The sequence below is a fragment of the Armatimonadota bacterium genome (genome assembly GCA_013359125.1).
Lineage (GTDB): Bacteria > Armatimonadota > Fimbriimonadia > Fimbriimonadales > GBS-DC > JABWCR01.
In genome coordinates, this window is the sequence record JABWCR010000008.1 from 1 (window position 1) to 16908 (window position 16908).

Below are 16908 nucleotides of genomic sequence, written 5' to 3' on the forward strand. Positions count from 1 at the left end.
GCCATTCCGCCCTGGCCCGGCATTGAACGTCTCATGCCCAGCGCCATAGTGATCGAAATCACCTTCTGCGTCTTAGGATCGAAGGTGAAGGCAACATTGGTGCGATAGTATCGAACGGTGTACGTATCGCCTGCAAACTCGTGGTCGGTGGGATAGCCGTAGGCGTCGATCACTTGCTTGTAGGTCGAACCAAGGCCAATTCCGCGCTGAGTTCGAATGGAGGGGGAATGCTTGAGGCCGTAGGCGGAAATCTGAATGACCTTGCCGCCCTGTCCTACCAGAAACACATAGGTGTAGCCGCCCTTGACTCGATAGGTGTAGCTGGTCATGTTGAGCAGCCGCGCGGTCGACTGGTCGGCCGCCGCAGGGGCTCCACCGCCGAATCCGCCCATTCCGCCGCTCATGCCAGGAGGCCCTCCTGCCGGTCCGGACAGTCCGCCGCCACCGCCCATTCCGTCCTCTCGAGCGGCGCCGCCCATTCCGCCGGGCGCGTTTTGAGCCGGGCCGCCAACCGTCGATTGCTGGAAGTTCACCTCGATCGGGTTCCCAAACATGCGCATGACTTTCCGCACGTCGTCCAACAGTCGGACGCCAAGAAACTGCGATTCGGGCTGGCCCTGGGCCATGGCGCTGGCGATCGCTCCAAACGCGGCCAAAGCCATCAATCCGGTGCGCATTGTTTTCATTGTCATAAGCCTCCTGATGCGATGTCCGACCTAGATTCGGCGCAGTTCCGCCGATTCCTTCAAGACTCCGCGCGTCGATTTGCTATTATACATGATGGATGAAGACGCGGAAAGGTTCACTGGCTCGATGGATTTCAGGACTGGCTGCCTGTCTGGTTCTGTTTCTAACCTTGTACTTCATCTGGTATCTGCCCTCGCAACGCCCGTCGAAGGCGCCGATTGTGGAGTTTAGTCGTTGAAAGTCGGTCTGATCGGATTTGCCGCTTCTGGCAAGAGCACGCTGTTCAGCGCAATTTCGCGCGGTTCTGCGCGCGACGGGGTGGCCAGCGTGCCTGCGCCCGACGACCGACTGAATCGCATCGTTGACATTGTAAAGCCCAAGAAGGTCGTCTCCGTGCACATCGAGTGGCACGACGATCTGCCCGATCCGCAGACCGAAGACAAGCCCAGCGCAAAGGCGACCTTGACGGCCGCGCGAGAGATGGAGGCTCTGGTGGTCGTTTTGCGATTGTTCGATACGCCGTTTGCGCCCTTTCATTCGGCGATCGATCCCTCGCGCGATCTCAGGTTCTTCTTGGACGAGTTCGCTCTTAGCGATCTGCAGGCCGTCGAGAATCGAATCGAGCGGTTGCACAAACAGATCGGAACCCATCGCGAAGCGCCGTCGGACAAGACTGAGATGCTCTCGCTCGAGAGGATCATGAAGGCGCTGAACTCCGGCAAGTCGGTCGCGGACGTTGAGGCTTCTAACGAGGACCGGCAGCGCCTGGCCAGCTTCTCGTTCCTTACGCAAAAACCAGTCGTCGTGGCGGCCAACGTGCCAGAGGGAATTCTCGGAAGAGAAACGAGCGATCAGGGATATGCTCGCTTGGCAGAACTTTGCACAGGATTAAATTTGCCTTTGGTCGCCCTCTCTGCAACGTTCGAGCATGAACACGCCATGGCGGAAGAACACGAGAAGGCTGAGTATTTGGAACTGGTGGGTTTGAGCGAAGCCCGTCTGGAATCGTTGCAGCAAGCGGTTTTCGGGCGATTTGGCAAGCAACTGTTCTATACGGTCGGCGACGATACGCGCTCTTGGCCGTTGCCGATCGGCGGGTCTGCGTTGGAGGCGGCAGGCATAATCCACTCGGATTTGGCCAGGGGCTTCATCCGTGCCGAGGTCTGCCACTATGAGGACTTTGTCGAGTGCGGCGGCTGGCAACCGGCGCACCATGCCGGACGCACAAAGCTGGAAGGCCGCGAGTATCGCTTGAAAGACGGCGACGTGATCAACATTCGCTTCAAAGTCTGACTAAGCGGCCAAAAGGGTAATCAGACCGTTGTTGATCGCATGGATAAGGATTGGAGCCGCTAACGAACGGGTTCTCGCATAGGCCAGCGCCATGATGACGGCTAAAGCGGTTACCCCCAGCAGCCCGCCAATGAACTGCGGGTGAATGATTGCGAACGCAAACGCCGTGATCCAAGCAGAAAGATAAGGCCGACCGGTGCGTTGCCATAGGGCGACGAACAGCCCGGCGCGAAAGACGATCTCCTCAGTAATCGGAGCGATAATGGAAGCCGTGAGGAACAAGGCGGTCGCGCTGGCCCATGGCATAGAGAGCAGATCGACATCGCTTATCGCCGATTTGGGCTGCGGCAGATCCAGGGTTATCCAGATCGACAAGGCGAATAAGGGGAAGAGCAGCGCAGCAAAGCGGCAGTAGCCTGAAAGGGCTTCGTGCCAAGCGCGATCGCTATGGAATCGAAGCGGCGATTCTCCGCCCGCTCGCTGGATAACTCGGTGCATCCATGCCAGCGCCAACCAGACGCCGATCAAAAGGTTTGTCGGCATATGCCATCCTGACCCTGAGTCTCGCGGAGAAGGAATAAGGGCGATTGCGAGGATGTAGATGCCCGCCGCGGCCGCAAGCCCGTCGTACGCCCAAGGCGGCAGATTCAGGGCAGGCCTTGGGTCGATAGCCGCCGCCGCGCCGCGCTTCAGTCGAAGCAGCCAAAACACAAGGCCGAGAAGTGCGGCTAAGAGCATCGTCAAGATGACCAGGGCGCTGATCGACAGCCCGGCCAAAGCTTTGTTTTTGATTCGGTCTCTATCAGGGTCCTTGCCGAGCCGCTCGTCAAGGTGCGCTCGGGCTAAAACCCGCGACCAGCCCAGATCGGTCCGTGCGATCTCCTTCTTGATTTCTGCTTCGTCCACCGATGTCAGGGCGGACTTGGAATAGAGTTTTCGCCAAGCTTCGGCGTTCTTGCCTTTCTCCTGGGTCAATTGCCAGTAGGCGGCGCTAGGGCCATAGAGTTTGTATTCGTGCTCAATTACGAGGCCGAGTCGAGAAGCCAGCGGTCGAGCCGGACCGGTCAAAGCGTTGAGTTCCTCTAAACTCTTCCAAGGATCGAACTTTTGCCCAAGCGCCGGCCCGCCTTCGACGAAATCTTGTTTGAGCCGGAACTCGATGCTCGATATGGCCGTAGCCTGGCGGGAAGTCGGTTGGTTTCTGGAGTTGCGACTAAATTCGTAGACGTTGAGCGCCACCATCGCGCCAATCACGAAGAGGGTAAAGAACCAAGCGCCCGGCATCGGCTTGATCGGCGGGTCCATAGCACAGGGGATTCTGACAGAATGGCGGAGAGTCAGGGATTCGAACCCTGGGTAACAGCTCTACGCTGCTACAACCGCTTAGCAGGCGGCCCCTTTCGACCACTCAGGCAACTCTCCGTCTAAGGCGATTATACCATAGCCTCAGGGAAGGAACCGAGGGGCTGAACGTCCGCCGCATAGCGCTCGAGAGCCTCGATTGCCTCGGCTAAAGCGGCGTCGTCCCGGTGTCCCTGAATCTCGACGTAAAACATGTAGGAGAAGGGTTTTCGAGGGTGCGGGCGCGACTCGATCATCGTTAAATTGAGTTTTCTTTTGTTGAAGGCTCCCAATGCGCGGTAAAGCTGACCAGGCCGGTCCTTGACCGCAAACAGCAAGGCGGTTTTATCCTTGCCGGTCGGTCGGGGCTGATTGAAGCCAAGGATCAGAAAGCGCGTGGTGTTGCTCTCCTGGCTTTCGATTCCAATGGCCAAAACGTTGAGACCATAGAGTTTGGCCGCCTCCGCGCTGGCAATGGCTGCGGCGCCGTTCTTCTCCGCGGCCATTTGGGCGGCGCGAGACGAAGGCGAGCAGTCGATCAACTCTGCGCTCGGCAGATTGGCTTCGAGCCATCGCCGGCACTGCGCCTTAGGCTGAGGGCCGACATAGACCGCTTTGACTTTGGCAAGGTTTGTTTCTTTGCTGACCAGTGCATGAGAGATCGGAAGATAGATCTCGCCGCACAGCTTGGCCGTCGTGCGCAACAGACGGTCGAGCGATTCGACCACGACTCCGGCGATCGAGTTTTCAATCGGCAGCACGGCGTAGTCGGCCTGGCGCGTTTCGACCTTGGCGAAGGCCTCGTCCAAGTCGTCCACCGCGCTCAGTTCGGACCAGGCCCCAAAGGCGAGCTTCGCGGCCTGTTCGGAGTAGCTTCCTGGCGGCCCCCAATAGACCGCGCGGGGCGGTTTGGCCAGCGAGCGCGACGCAGAAATAATCTCTCGAAAGAGGGTCTGCAACTGCTCCTTCGACAAAGGGCCTGGGTTCTTCGAGGCCAGACGACGATGAATCTCGCTCTCTCGTTCGGGCGTGAAAAACGTTTCCTGCGCTGCGCCTTTCAACTGTCCGATCAGCTTGGACAGTTCCGCGCGCTCGTTCAACATCGAAAGCAGTTGATCGTCCAGCGCATCGATGCGCTTTCGGAGTTTCTCAATCTTCTCGTTCACCGCTTCAGGTTACCTCGAACGAGCGCCATAGGTAGAATCGGGCCGATGCATCGAGTTTTTTGCGGCGAACTGATTACGGACGGGGTTAACTTTGGCCCTAAATCTCTCCTAATAGACGACGGCAAGATCGTCTCGCACGAAGAGTATTCGCCAGGCGTTCGGGTCGATTCCCCCGATATCGATCTAACAAGTCATGCCGTATTGCCCGGCATGATCGACATTCATGTCCACGGCGGCGGCGGTCGCGACTTGATGGAAGGCACGGTCGAGGTCATTGAGTTTATGTCCAGAAGGCTGGCGAACTGTGGAGTTACGGCCTTTCTATCGACGCCACTGACAGCCCCGCTAGATGCGATAGCGACCTGTTGCGCTGCCGCCGAAGATGCGATGAAAGGCGATTTGCCCGGCGCCCGGTTAGTGGGGCTTCACTTGGAAGGCCCCTATATCAACTTAAAGTACAAAGGCGCTCAGCCGCCCGAGTTCATTCGGACCCCGGATGCCAGCGAGTTCGAAGCGACGTTTGATCGATGGATGGACCTTATAAAAGTGGTTACCTTGGCGCCGGAAGTAGAAGGCGGCTTCGATTTGGTGAAGTTTCTGAGTAACCAGGGCATCATCGCATCCGTCGGACATACGAACGCGACGTTCGATGAAGTCAGTCGAGCGATCGACATGGGCGCTCGGCACGCTACGCACTGCTTTTGCGCTATGCGGCCCATGCATCATCGCGATCCGGGCACGGTCGGCGCCGTGCTGGCTCGTGCCGAACTAAAGGCCGAACTGATCTGGGACAATGTGCACGTGGTGGAACCTATTGCGAAGATTCTTTGTCAAATCAAAGGCGCTTCGCATGTGATCTGCGTCTCGGACGGCACGACGGGCGCTGGAATGCCGGAAGGCTATCGCTTCGAACTTTGGGGCCATGGCGCCATAGTCAAGAACGGCGCAGCCCGATTGGAGGAGGACGAAACGACGCTGGCGGGCAGCGCGATCGGCATGGACGCATGCCTGAGAAACGCAGAATCGGCATTGGGATTAGAAGCCGCAACGCTGTTGTGTTGCGCAAATCCAGCCGAATCGTTGGGATTGCAGGGAAAGCTTGGAACTCTGGCTGTCGGCGCAGAGGCCGATTTTTTTGGTTGGAGCAGGAAAAGTCGTTCGATCGTCGAAACTTACATAGCGGGAAGGCGCGCACCGGCCTGATCGACTATGTGAGTATAATTCGCGCGCGGCTATCGATAAGTTCGCGCAGGAGGGAATAAGATGAAGTCATCGTTTGCGCTTATGCTGATGTCTGGATTGGTCGCCTTGGGGATCGCCCAAAGGCCGCTGGAGTATCCGTTCACCGAGGACAGCGTCTGGCCGCAATGGGGCAAGGATTTGGCCATCACTCATCGCCAAGCGGCCGCCGCGGGGCCGTCCATACCGGTCATTTCCTACTCTTTCCCATTCGGTGGAGCCTCCGATGAAATCACTCACGATGGCGAACTCCTATGGGTGCCGCAAGCGTTTAGCAAGCCGCTATACAGAGGCTATTTGTTCCTGAATGGGGAGACTGGAGTCCTGGAGGGCACATACGGGCCGCTCTACGGATCGCCGACCACGACCTGCATGACCTTGGCAGCCGTATGTTTGCGCGACCAGAACAATCAACCGGTCGACTTAGACGGCGACGGCTTCCCTGATCCCGATATGTATGTGCCGCTCTGGTACGTCTCGGGCGGAAAGAACGACATTTTGATGCAGACGGTCAACCCAGTGACGGGCGCCGGAGTCGGCATTCCGATGCGACAGGTTCGGATCGGAAACAACGTCTTCATGGGCGATCAGTTTTCGTACAGGGCGAATCAGTTCAGCGTGTTTACGGGCAGCTTTTTTGCCGTGCTGGGTGGTTCGCACCAGTTTACGACCACAGGCTTCGTGCAGACTCCGCCCGTCGTTAGCAGTCCCAACGGCGGATTTCCATTTGTAACCTTTGTAGACACCGGCGGCGTTCAGTGGTATGTCGGTTGGATGTGGTATGTGCGCTATACCGCAGCAGGCAACCCGGTTACCTACACGTTTCAAGGCTACAATCTTTACCCGAACTTTGAAACGGCTTTGGCCGGCTTCTTTGGTCCCGCGGACGCTTTTCTCACAGGAATGCCGCACCAGGCCGTCGGGTCGTCCGCTTTCGACGCGACGAACAATCGGATCGTCTCTGGGTTGCGGAACGGCTCGGTGCAAGTGCACGACGTCATCAGCAATCCGCAAGTGGGCACGATTCTTGCGCCGTCAAGGAACATGACGATCCGATCGCTGACTGGCGACGAAGTCATGAGCGACTCGTTCAACACCAACTCGGCGATCACGCCCGAAGGCTGGACCATTGTGGCGGCGACCATGTCGGGCCGACTGTTTCGCCTAAATCCCGCTCAGCAGAACCCCGTCGTTTGGCAAACTCAACTTGGGCACGCCATTTCGACCGGCCCGTCGATCAGCATTAACAACACAGCTTACGTTACTGCAGGCAAGCCGAACGCGCGCCTGTTCAACATCAACACTCAGGACGGCACGGTTCGATGGGAGCGTCAGCTTTCCGGCCCAAGCCGTTGCACTCCGCTCATCGACCGCGACGGCAACGTCTACGTCGGCGACGATCGGGGCAACCTGTTTTCGTTCGATCCCAACGGCACGCAGCGATGGGTGCTGGCTTTTCGCTACCCCATCTCCGTTACTCCGATCTTAGATGCCGACGGCGTATTGCACGTTTCGGTATCGAATCGGTATATCGTGGGAATTCGACAAGGGAACGCAGGCGGCAAGTAGCGGTAGACTGACGAAGTTAGCGTTTGGCGATCCCCGCTGAAGCCTGGCGGGGTTTCGCTTCTTTGGGTTTGGAAGGAGACGCGATGAATGTGTCAAAATAGATAGCCGTTTCGTTAGGAGGATCTTTCGACCATGCGTTTAGACGACGAGCAACAGCAGGCAGAGGGCGCTCAGCCAAACGAGCAGCCCGAGCCTATCGACCTGATCAGCGACCAGCAATCTGAACAGACTGAAGTCTCCGTTGAGCCCATAACCCCAGTGGCGGCCCAACAGCCCATCGAGGAGCCAATAGCTCCGCCTGCCGTTCCTGGAGCCTCAGACCTCACGATGGAAGACGTCATGCGTCAAGTAGAAGACTCCGACGTGGGCGGCCGATCGCTCAAGCGGGGAGAGATGGTAGAGGGAAAGGTCGTCCAAGCCGATCGCGAAGGCGTGCTCGTAGACGTCGGTCTCAAGCATGAAATTAGGATCCCTTTGAACGAGTTGGCCGATGGCAATCTGACCACTGCGGAAGGCGTATTTAGTCCCGATGACAAGATCAACGCCATTGTAACGGGGACGGCCCGAGAAAAAGAAGGCTTGCAGCTCAGCCATCGTCAAGCGCAATTTGAGGACAAGTGGGAAGAGATCGAAGAGGCCATGCGCGACAAGAAAACCCTGCAAGCCATGGTGATCGAGCGTGTCAAGGGCGGCTTGGTCGTTGATTTAGGCGTGCGAGGCTTCATCCCGGGCAGCCATGTGGGCGCCCACGGCGGCCTGAAGAATCTGGACCGATTTGTCGGCCAGAGCCTGCCTGTCAAGGTCTTGGAGATCGACCGCGAGAGGCGAAAGGTCGTCGTTTCCAATCGATTGGCCGAAGAACAGATGTTCGATCAGAAGCGCAAGGACCGCCAAGAACGGCAGTCGGCCATCTTTGCAAAGCTCCAGGAAGGGGACATTTTGGACGGCACGGTCAGGCGTTTTGCAGCCTACGGCGCATTCGTCGATATCGGCGGGTACGAGGGCCTGCTCCACATCAGCGAGATGTCGTGGAGCCGAGTGGAAGAACCCAAAGATGTGCTGAGCGAGGGCCAGCAGATTCAGGTCAAAGTGGTCAAGTTAGAGCGGGAGCGCGGCAAAGTGTCGCTCAGCTTAAGACAGGCCACGCCCGACCCATGGTCCGAAATACCCGATCACTACCAAGTCGGCGCGACCGTTACGGCGCCCATTAGCCGAGTCGTAAAGAGCGGCGCGTTCGTGAGGCTTCCCGAACAGGTCGAAGCGTTCATCCCCCTTTCCGAGATGGCGGCTCGAAGACCCAAAAACGCCGAGGACGTGGTGCGGCTGGGACAAATCATCGAAGGAACCATCATCGAGCTCAACCCCAATGGACGGCGAATGGTCGTTAGCCTCAAGAATCAACAAGAGGAAGCCGACCGACGCGAGGCGGAGCGATTTCAGCAAAAGAATCGAGCGACACCGAGCGCAGGATTCACCATTGGCGACCGCCTGCAAGAAAAACTACAAGGCTTGATCGCCAAAGAATTGGGCGAGGAAACGCCTGCCGAACCATCGGCGCCTGTCTCTGATGCGCCAATGCCAGAGCCGGCGGCCGATGCCGCAGAAGAAGTTGCGGTCTCTGATGCGGCTGCTGAGCCGGCCGTGGCCGAAGCAGCCGAGGAACCTCAAGGCGAAGTCGAGGCGGAACCCAATGCCGAAGAAAAGCCGTCTGATGACTAATTCGACCATGAAGATAGCGATAACAGGCGGAGCGGCCAGCGGCAAGAGCACGGTTCTAAGCCGATTCAAATCGCTCGGCGCCGCCGCCCTCGACTCGGATGCGCTCGTGCGAGACCTGCGAGCCGATCCCGACTGGTTGGCGCAAGTGAGAGCGATCTTCGGCAAAGAAGCCTTCGATAGCGACGGAAAGTTCGACGCCCAAGCGCTTGGGCGCATCGTCTTTGACAATCCGGAGGCTCGACGCTCGCTGAATGCGATCACCCATCCGATAGTCTTGCGTCGAATTCGCTCGCTTGCCGACGATCGCACGGTCGTGGAAGTCCCTCTTTTGGTCGAAACATCGCTTCAAGGAGAGTTCGATCAGATCGTTGCGACGGAGGCCGGTGCAGCGGCACAAAGGAAGCGCCTGGAGGCTCGGGGAGTTGCAAACGAGGTCGCAGAAGGGATTCTAAGGTCTCAATTGTCGGACGACGAGCGCAGGAACTTTGCCGATTGGGTGATTGATACCGGCAAAACTGTCGAAAATACCTATGGACAGGTGGATAAGATTTGGGCGTTACTTTCTTAGCGGTTGCTCGTCTATCGTGCGAAGGGCAGTACCCCCTTCGTTTTTTGGGCATTCCGATTTTGCAAGGCGGGCAGGAGAATGAGTAAGCAGGCCGAAACTGGAGGATCAATCATGTCCTTACGAAACATCGCACTCTTAGTAACGGTATCGTTGGTCGGATGGAGCTGGGGTCAAGACGGGGGCGGAACCGTTCCGGGAGCGCCCAGGCCCAAGTACGACCGAAACAACCCTTACGTCATTCCTCAAAAGAACTATCGCGTTGCGCCCAACATGAACCCGGTTACAGGCCGGCTCAACGCTCAGAAGGAAAACAGAACCCTCAACAATACAAGAAGCTTTACGCCGCCAGCGCGCCAGCGGGCTAATGGAAGAGGTCCTCTGCAGGATCGAGACGTTACCAATGCGCTGAGCGACGAGATCCATCCCGTATACAACGCCGACTTTAGGAACTTATTCGTCGCGTCCAATGCGACCGGCACCAACGCGGCAGGCCGTCTGACAGGCGTCGGCGGCGCCTACCACATCTGGAGGATGGACAACGAAGGCGGTAGCGCGGTTCGGCTTACGGGAAATGTGCCCGAAGAGGCCAGCGGCGATCAAATTGAACCATCGGTCTCGGCGAACGCAATCCTGATGGCTTACGCCAACAGACCCGCCGCTGCCAACGCTAACTACAACATTATCTTTCGCACCGTACAGCCTGGCACGCGGATCGCCATCACAAACGACTTGTTCGAAAATCGGCGGCCCACTCTGGCGCCCAACGGCAACCTCGTGGCATTCTCGTCGAACCGAGAAGGCGGCCAGTTCAAGATCTTCCTTGCGCGAACCGACGGCTTCCCGTTTGACGATGGGACGATGTACAGGCGACTTTCCAATCCGCCTGCCGGATTCCACGACATGGAACCTGCTTGGGCCCCCAATGGCGATCAAATCGCCTTTACAAGGGTGGCTGGAGACGGCTCGAGCAGCATCTACCTGATGGACTATCCCTCGGCGTTCGAGTTCCGATGGACCAACTTCCCTCAGGCAAAGGATCGCCAGCCCGCATGGTCGGCCGATTCGGGAACGCTCTTATTTGCGTCCACCAGAAAGGCCACCGCGCTTGCTCAGCGAACAACCTCGGTCGGCACGACGTTCGACATCTGGCGCATGTCGGCCAATCCATTGCCCGAAGACGATGCTAACAACATCAACCGACCGCTCGCATTGACCCTCGATCCGAGCAGTCCTGGCGCGGAGTATCCAACCTCCGCGATCCAGTTCAATCGATTTGCCTATCAATCGGCGCGACCGAACGCGACCAACACCCAGGGCGCGCACGACATCTGGGAATCGTTGGTCGAAGACCTGACGCCCCCAACTCTCGAAGAGCTGCCCGTAGTCACTCCGAAAGAGTCGTTGCCAGGCACTCCGATCACCGTCAAAGCTCGTGTAACCGATTTTCAGAGCGGCATCCGCTCGGTCTACGCTCAGTTCAAAGACCCGGATAGCGCCGAACAAGATTTCGAGGGCTTGGAGCACAAGATATACCTGCTGGCGAGCATTCTGGTCGATACGTCGATCACAGTGCCTACTTTTGTCGAGATCGGCCAGCAAGCGATCGATCCTGTTACTGGCGAGTTTGTCGATTCATACGCCGTCTACCCGATCCTCGGCTTCCCGATCCCGAGCCAAGATCCACTGCCATCGGCCATTCGATTGTTCGACGACGGCCCAGTGTCCCTAGGCGGCAACGAGCCTGAAGGCGAGGTCGCGGGGGACGGCTGGTTCACGACAACTTGGATCACACCCTTGACGGCCAGCGACTTCTACGTCGATCTGATCGTGCGAGACAACGCCAACAACTTCTTCGTCTACGACAACATTGCCGGCTTTACAACGCTGAACTTTGCCGCCCGCAACAAGATTCTGCTGATCGCCGATCACAGCGCGGGACAACAGTTCGTCCAAACGCGCGGCGCCCCGATCGGCGCTTCCGTCGCGCGCCCCACGTGGATCCCGACCGAGAGCTACCTGACGGACAACCCGACCGGCAAGTTCCCGTTCGACCTCGCGACCGTCGGCAATCAGCAGTTGCCAATATTTGGCGACGGACCGTTCCCTAGCCCGCGCAACCCCTTGATGAGCATGCGCTCGGATACCTTGGGAATCAACACCACCAATGACGACACCTACGATCTCTATCGAGTCCAGTGCCGTTTGCCCCTCAATGCCGGATTGCTCGCGGGCTACCTGCCGCGTATGGAGCCGGAACCGATCGATCTGGTCGGCGGAACTCGACTCAAGTCGGTCGTCAAGAGAATGGTCTTGTTCTCCAGCCCTTACACCGGCGACGTGTGGGCCGGCCCTGGACATCTGCTGGATGTCAACGTTCAACAGGCATTGAGAACTTATATGCAGTCGGGCGGTCGCCTTGCAGTTACTGGTCAGGACATTGCGTGGGCCCTAAGTTTGAACGGAGGCCTGTCCAACGACTTCCTCCAGACAGTTCTAAGGATGACCTACGATTCTGACACGGCAGAAGATGTCTTCTTGACGCCTTATGACGGTCTGCGCCACCGATTACTGGCCATCGTTCCCGCTGCTGGCGAAGCGAACTTCGTCGGGCAGAACGTTGGGGCGGGTTGTTGCTGGATACGCATTGTCGGCGGAACCGTCGAATGCGACGCTCCTGCCGACCTGAGGCTGGCCAACCCCGGCGTGTTCCAGATAGACGATCAGGGCAACCTGATCACGTTCACGTTTGCCGCAATGCAGTCCATGCCGCTCGGCCCCTTCTTTATGGACGCCGCCTGGAATCAAGTCTGGATCGATACCGTTACGGTCAACCCGACCGATCGGTCGCAGTATCGATACGGTACTCCTGGCACCACAGGCGCCAGCGACCGAGCCGGCTTCTACTACACCGACGCGGCAACGGGCGCAAGGCTGTCGGCATTCGCGTTTGGAATCGAAGGCGTCCATTCTCACTACAACCAGATGACCGGCGGCGTGTGGAATCGCTCTTATCGAAACAAGATCATCCACAACATGGTCGCGGCCTACTTCACTTCCGAACTTACCGGCATCGTCCAGCAGTTCGATCCCGAAACGAACGAAGTGAAGCCTTTGCCCAGAGCGCTTGTCAGAGTAACGGCGCTGGCGCCGGCAACGATAGCCGGTCAAATCATGGGATACGGCATCACAGACAGCGAAGGCCGCTATCTCATCCAAGGTCTCGAAGCCGGCCTTTACTTGGTCGATGCCGAGCGAGTCGGCTTTAGGACCCAACACCCTGAGACGATCAGTTGGTGCGATCCCGGCTTGTACACAATGAACCTAATGATGCTCAAGGTGCCGCCGGGAACGATCCGCGCGCGCGTCGTCGACATCAACGGCACGCCCGTCCAAGGCGCCATAGCGACCGCTACCAGCCTTGACGATGTGGCCGAACCCGCGATAACAAGCATAACTGGCCCCGATGGCGTTGTCGAACTGAACCGCGTGCCGGTGGGCGACTGGCGCGTAACCGCGGACGCTGCGGCGCTTGGCTTCCAGCCAGGCAGCACGCCACCGTTCCAAGACGCGGCCGTTACGCCCGGAGCAGTCCTAACATTGCCGCAAGACTTCGTGGTCGAACCATTGCCTGGGACAATCGACGGAACGGTCATCGCAGATGCGACCGGACTGCCGATTGCGGGCGCCCAGCTTAGAGTGTTGGCTGGCACCATCGAGCGCGGCAGCGCAGTTTCTGATGCGAACGGCGCCTTCAGCATGGTAGTCCCAGCGGGCACTTACGAAGTTACAGCCGTTGCGCCCGGCTTCCAGCCTGGCTCCCTCGGCGCCGTGTTGCAAGCAGGTCAGACCGTTACGCTCACCTTCCGGCTGTTGAACCTGCCGCCCGGTTCGGTGATCGGTACCGTGCGACGCAAGATCGACAATGCCGGAGAGCCCAACGTTCTAATGGAACTGGTATTCGCCGGAGCGGTCAAGTACACCGCGACGACAAACGCAAACGGCCAGTACACCTTCCCAAGCGTCGATGCTGCCGACTACGTCATCAGACCTTCGAAAACCGGCTTCACCTTTACGCCGATGACCCGCAACATCACGGTCAACTCCGGCGCCCAGACGAATGTGGCCGACTTTATCGGCGAGCCGTTGCGCACCTTCCCCAAAGGTCTGTCTCTGGTTTCGTCGCCGTACGATTACGCACAAGATATCGCCGACTTGCTCGGAGTGTCTCAAGGCGATCGCGGCACGGCCAACTTCCTGTTCTACGGCTGGGACGCGGCAAACGGCAAATACATCTTCCACCCGATCGCGCCGGCAACCACCTTCAAGCATGGCCGAGGCTACTGGATCCAAACCGCCAACAACCTCAGTCTGACGATCGAAGGCACGTTGGCCAACGAAACGCAGGATCAGCCGATCGCGCTCAAGCAAGGCTGGAACCTGATCGGCGATCCGTTCCGATTCGCGATCAGCTGGTCGGCGACCCGAGTGGTCGATCCCGATAACGGCCAGCAGATCACAAACCAGCAAGCCGTTGCGAAGGGCTTGATTGCGAACAGCCTCTGGGGCTTCCAATCCGGACAATATCAAGCGGCGCAAACCCAGATCGATCCTTGGCGCGGATACTGGATATTCGCCTATCGCGATCTGACGCTTATCATCCCGCCTGGGGCTCAGGTTTCGTCGGCGGCCGGGCGCGCCGTTCCAAGAACGGCATCGGAATGGCGCATGGCGATTGTGGCCAACACGAGCGACTATGCGGACACCATCCTGGTCGGTGCGGCCAGCTCTGCGACGGACGGATTTGACAACGTGCACGATCTGTTGAAACCGCCTCCGGTGGGCGACGAATATCTCTATCTCGTCATGCCGCGCAACGATTGGGGCGGGCACAGCGGTCCCTATGGCGTCGATATCCGAAACAAGGGTCGAGCCGCCAGCTGGGACTTTATGGTCGACACAAACGTGGCCGGAGCCGAAATAACGCTCCGTTGGCCAGAGATCACGCGAGCGCCCAGGACGGTCAATCCAGTGCTCGTCGATCTTGAAACCAACGAACGGCGCTACATGAGGACGACCGGCGCTTACACATTCCGCGCATCCGCCAGCGGCGGCCAGCATCGGTTTAGGATCGAAATGGCGCCCAGCAGCGGCCTGTTGCGGATCAATAACACGCAGGTCACAGGCGGTCGAGCGACGAACGGCGCGCACACGGTTTCGTACTCCATCACGCGCGATGCGCAGGTAGAAGTCCGAATCTTGTCCGGCGGCAAGGTTGTGCGCACCCTGGAGAACAGGGCGGGACGCAGCGCGGGCGCCAACCAGGCAGTATGGGACGGCCGCAACCAAAGCGGCATCGCCCTGCCGCCCGGTCAGTACACGGTCGAGATCAGAGCCTCAACCACGGACGGCCAAGCCGCCCGAAGCGTTGCGCCGCTGGTCCTGACGAGATAGCAAACAATGAGACGAACTCGGTACACCAAGGAGGAGCGACCGTAGTGAATAACTGGACTAAAGCGGTCTCGGTCAAGATGTTAACGTGGGCGGCAGTGGCGAACCTGGCAATCATGCCATGCCTGTTGCCCTTTGCTTCGGCTGCCTATGCGCAGCCCGGGTTCGAAACGGCGCCGACAGCGGCCGTTTTGGACTTCAACAACACCAGCGGCTATGGAGGCGCCGGCTTGGCTCGCGCCGCTGCCGATGCCGTTGGCCTTGAGATTCGAAAGTCCAATCGGTTCGCTCTTATGCAACAGAGCGCGGTCGACCGACAGCTCAGCGATCTCGGGCTCGCAACGCCTCTCAATCGCGTGGGCTACTTGCGATTGGGGCAAGCCCTCCGCACCGACACCTTTATCACGGGCGATGTCCGCTCGGTCACCTTCTCCGGCACGCCGCGCCAATGCCGCGTGATCCTTGAGGTTCGGTTTGTCGATACGGCGTCGGGCGAAACTGTGAACGGTTCCGTCAAAGCGGGTATGAGCAACCCTCGGCCAGGCTACAGCGGCGAGGACGACACGCTTCTTAACGAAGCGATCGGGAACGCCGCGTTCGAAGCCGTTCGAGAAGTGCTGACCTATACGATCCCCGAATCGACAGTCCTCAACACCCGTGCGGCCAGAGAGGTCATCCTCAACTCCGGTCTCCGAAGCGGCATCAAGGAAGGCATGGAGATGATCATCATTCGGCGCGGTGAAGAAGTCGCGCGCGTTCGTGTGCGCCGCGTCTCCGATCATGACGCCGAAGCGATCATCATCGCCGAAACCCGCGGCGTGCGACCCGAAGACAAAGCCCGAGCGATCTTCCGTATCCCAGAAGTCAGCGTCGATCGAGCCAGTGGCCGCGTTATCGAGCATTCCACTTCTCGCTCCCGATCCAAAGGTCTTGGCGCTATCGGCAGCGTTTTGCTCGCCGTTGGCGTCATCTATGCCGTCACCAAGATGGCCAGCGGCAACAACGAAGCCGCGGGCAAAGTCGTTGCCGAGCCCGGACGCGACCGCAACGGTCTGCCGATCATGCAGGTTACTTGGAGCCCCAGCATCTTTGCCAAGAGCGACGTTAATCGCATCCAATGGCAGATCTATCGAAGCGACGTGCAGACCACCGATGGCAACGGCGCGCGCGTTCCCGTTGGAGTGTTGCAGGGCAACCAAACGACCTTCATCGACACCCTTATTCCGGCCACTTTCGTCTATGCGAGTTTGCCTCATCACGAGCAGGCTGCCGAAGACCCGAACTACACTGACGGTACGGGCGTCGCGATCACTCCCGGAGTCAACTACACCTACGAGGTTGCGCTGACCTACTCGCAACTGCAAGTTACGGGTGGCCAGTCCCAGACGGTGTTCAGGACTAGCCGCGCTACGGGCAACGCATCCGCAACAGTGATAGCGCCTCCTACCATCGTTACGCCGCTCAACCGAAGCCAAGATGTGGATCCGCGCGACGTTCAGTTCACCTGGACGACCAGCGCAGGCGCTAACGAATACGTGGTGGAAGTATCGTACGACAAGACCTTCATCAATCGCGCTCAGACGTTCGTGTCGCCGATCATCTCATCGACAGGCGGCGGCGGAATCAGTCTGAGCACCGAGCGACTCAATATCGAGGGCGCGCCGCTGAACATAAACCGCGGCCAACGGGTCCGATTGTTCTGGAGGGTTGGAGCGCGCAGCGCTTTCGACCGTCCCGGCCCCCGACCCGATCCGGCCGGAAACGGCTCGCGCTTCGTTTTCAGCGATCCGTTCGAGTTCGATACGCAGGAACTGCCGCCTCCTCCCAATCAATAGAGAGACGACAGGCGAATACATCCCATGCACTCCAATGAGGGTA

General features: G+C 58.8%; 10 protein-coding genes and 1 tRNA gene. 7 read left to right on the plus strand and 4 right to left on the minus strand.

The window, feature by feature from the left end:
* A partial coding sequence (locus tag HUU60_05355) for a hypothetical protein (protein ID NUL82138.1) occupies positions 1–686 on the minus strand: 686 nt, incomplete at its 3' end.
* A gap of 235 nt (positions 687–921) precedes the next feature.
* Here HUU60_05355 and ychF point away from each other — a divergent pair.
* Positions 922–1980 (plus strand): redox-regulated ATPase YchF, encoded by a 1059-nt coding sequence (gene ychF, locus HUU60_05360; protein ID NUL82139.1) that lies wholly within the window; start codon positions 922–924, stop codon positions 1978–1980.
* Here ychF and HUU60_05365 read toward each other — a convergent pair whose 3' ends face one another.
* From HUU60_05365 to pheA, 3 genes are all read right to left on the minus strand, one after another.
* Entirely contained in the window at positions 1981–3285 is a 1305-nt protein-coding gene (locus HUU60_05365) for a CPBP family intramembrane metalloprotease (GenBank protein NUL82140.1), read from the minus strand. It abuts the gene before it with no gap.
* A gap of 22 nt (positions 3286–3307) precedes the next feature.
* Positions 3308–3402 (minus strand) — tRNA-Ser (locus tag HUU60_05370).
* 11 nt (positions 3403–3413) lie between these two features.
* Complete coding sequence (gene pheA / locus HUU60_05375; GenBank protein NUL82141.1) at positions 3414–4487, minus strand: prephenate dehydratase; 1074 nt, start codon at positions 4485–4487, stop codon at positions 3414–3416.
* A 45-nt stretch (positions 4488–4532) separates the two neighbouring features.
* On the opposite strand from pheA, the gene nagA reads away from it, so the two are divergent.
* The 6 genes from nagA (at position 4533) to HUU60_05405 (ending at position 16865) form a co-directional block, all read left to right on the plus strand.
* Positions 4533–5690 (plus strand): N-acetylglucosamine-6-phosphate deacetylase, encoded by a 1158-nt coding sequence (nagA, locus tag HUU60_05380; GenBank protein NUL82142.1) that lies wholly within the window; start codon positions 4533–4535, stop codon positions 5688–5690.
* Positions 5691–5750: 60 nt separating this feature from the next.
* A complete protein-coding gene (locus tag HUU60_05385) occupies positions 5751–7295 on the plus strand; it encodes a PQQ-like beta-propeller repeat protein (protein NUL82143.1) in 1545 nt (514 codons plus the stop codon).
* Positions 7296–7427: 132 nt separating this feature from the next.
* Positions 7428–9014, plus strand: a complete 1587-nt coding sequence (locus HUU60_05390) for a S1 RNA-binding domain-containing protein (GenBank protein NUL82144.1) — start codon at positions 7428–7430, stop codon at positions 9012–9014.
* A complete protein-coding gene (locus tag HUU60_05395; protein NUL82145.1) occupies positions 8986–9582 on the plus strand; it encodes a dephospho-CoA kinase in 597 nt (198 codons plus the stop codon). Before HUU60_05390 ends, HUU60_05395 begins: the two co-directional genes overlap by 29 nt.
* A gap of 111 nt (positions 9583–9693) precedes the next feature.
* On the plus strand, positions 9694–15033 hold the full coding sequence (locus HUU60_05400) for a carboxypeptidase regulatory-like domain-containing protein (GenBank protein ID NUL82146.1): 5340 nt from the start codon (positions 9694–9696) through the stop codon (positions 15031–15033).
* 44 nt (positions 15034–15077) lie between these two features.
* Positions 15078–16865, plus strand: a complete 1788-nt coding sequence (locus HUU60_05405) for a hypothetical protein (GenBank protein NUL82147.1) — start codon at positions 15078–15080, stop codon at positions 16863–16865.
* Positions 16866–16908 lie beyond the last annotated feature (43 nt).

Coding starts and splice junctions, on each gene's coding strand:
- HUU60_05365 (NUL82140.1), bottom strand. CDS start 3,285: ATGGACCCGCCGATCAAGCCGATGCCGGGCGCTTGGTTCTTTACCCTC.
- nagA (NUL82142.1), top strand. CDS start 4,533: ATGCATCGAGTTTTTTGCGGCGAACTGATTACGGACGGGGTTAACTTT.
- HUU60_05385 (NUL82143.1), top strand. CDS start 5,751: ATGAAGTCATCGTTTGCGCTTATGCTGATGTCTGGATTGGTCGCCTTG.
- HUU60_05390 (NUL82144.1), top strand. CDS start 7,428: ATGCGTTTAGACGACGAGCAACAGCAGGCAGAGGGCGCTCAGCCAAAC.
- HUU60_05395 (NUL82145.1), top strand. CDS start 8,986: ATGCCGAAGAAAAGCCGTCTGATGACTAATTCGACCATGAAGATAGCG.
- HUU60_05400 (NUL82146.1), top strand. CDS start 9,694: ATGTCCTTACGAAACATCGCACTCTTAGTAACGGTATCGTTGGTCGGA.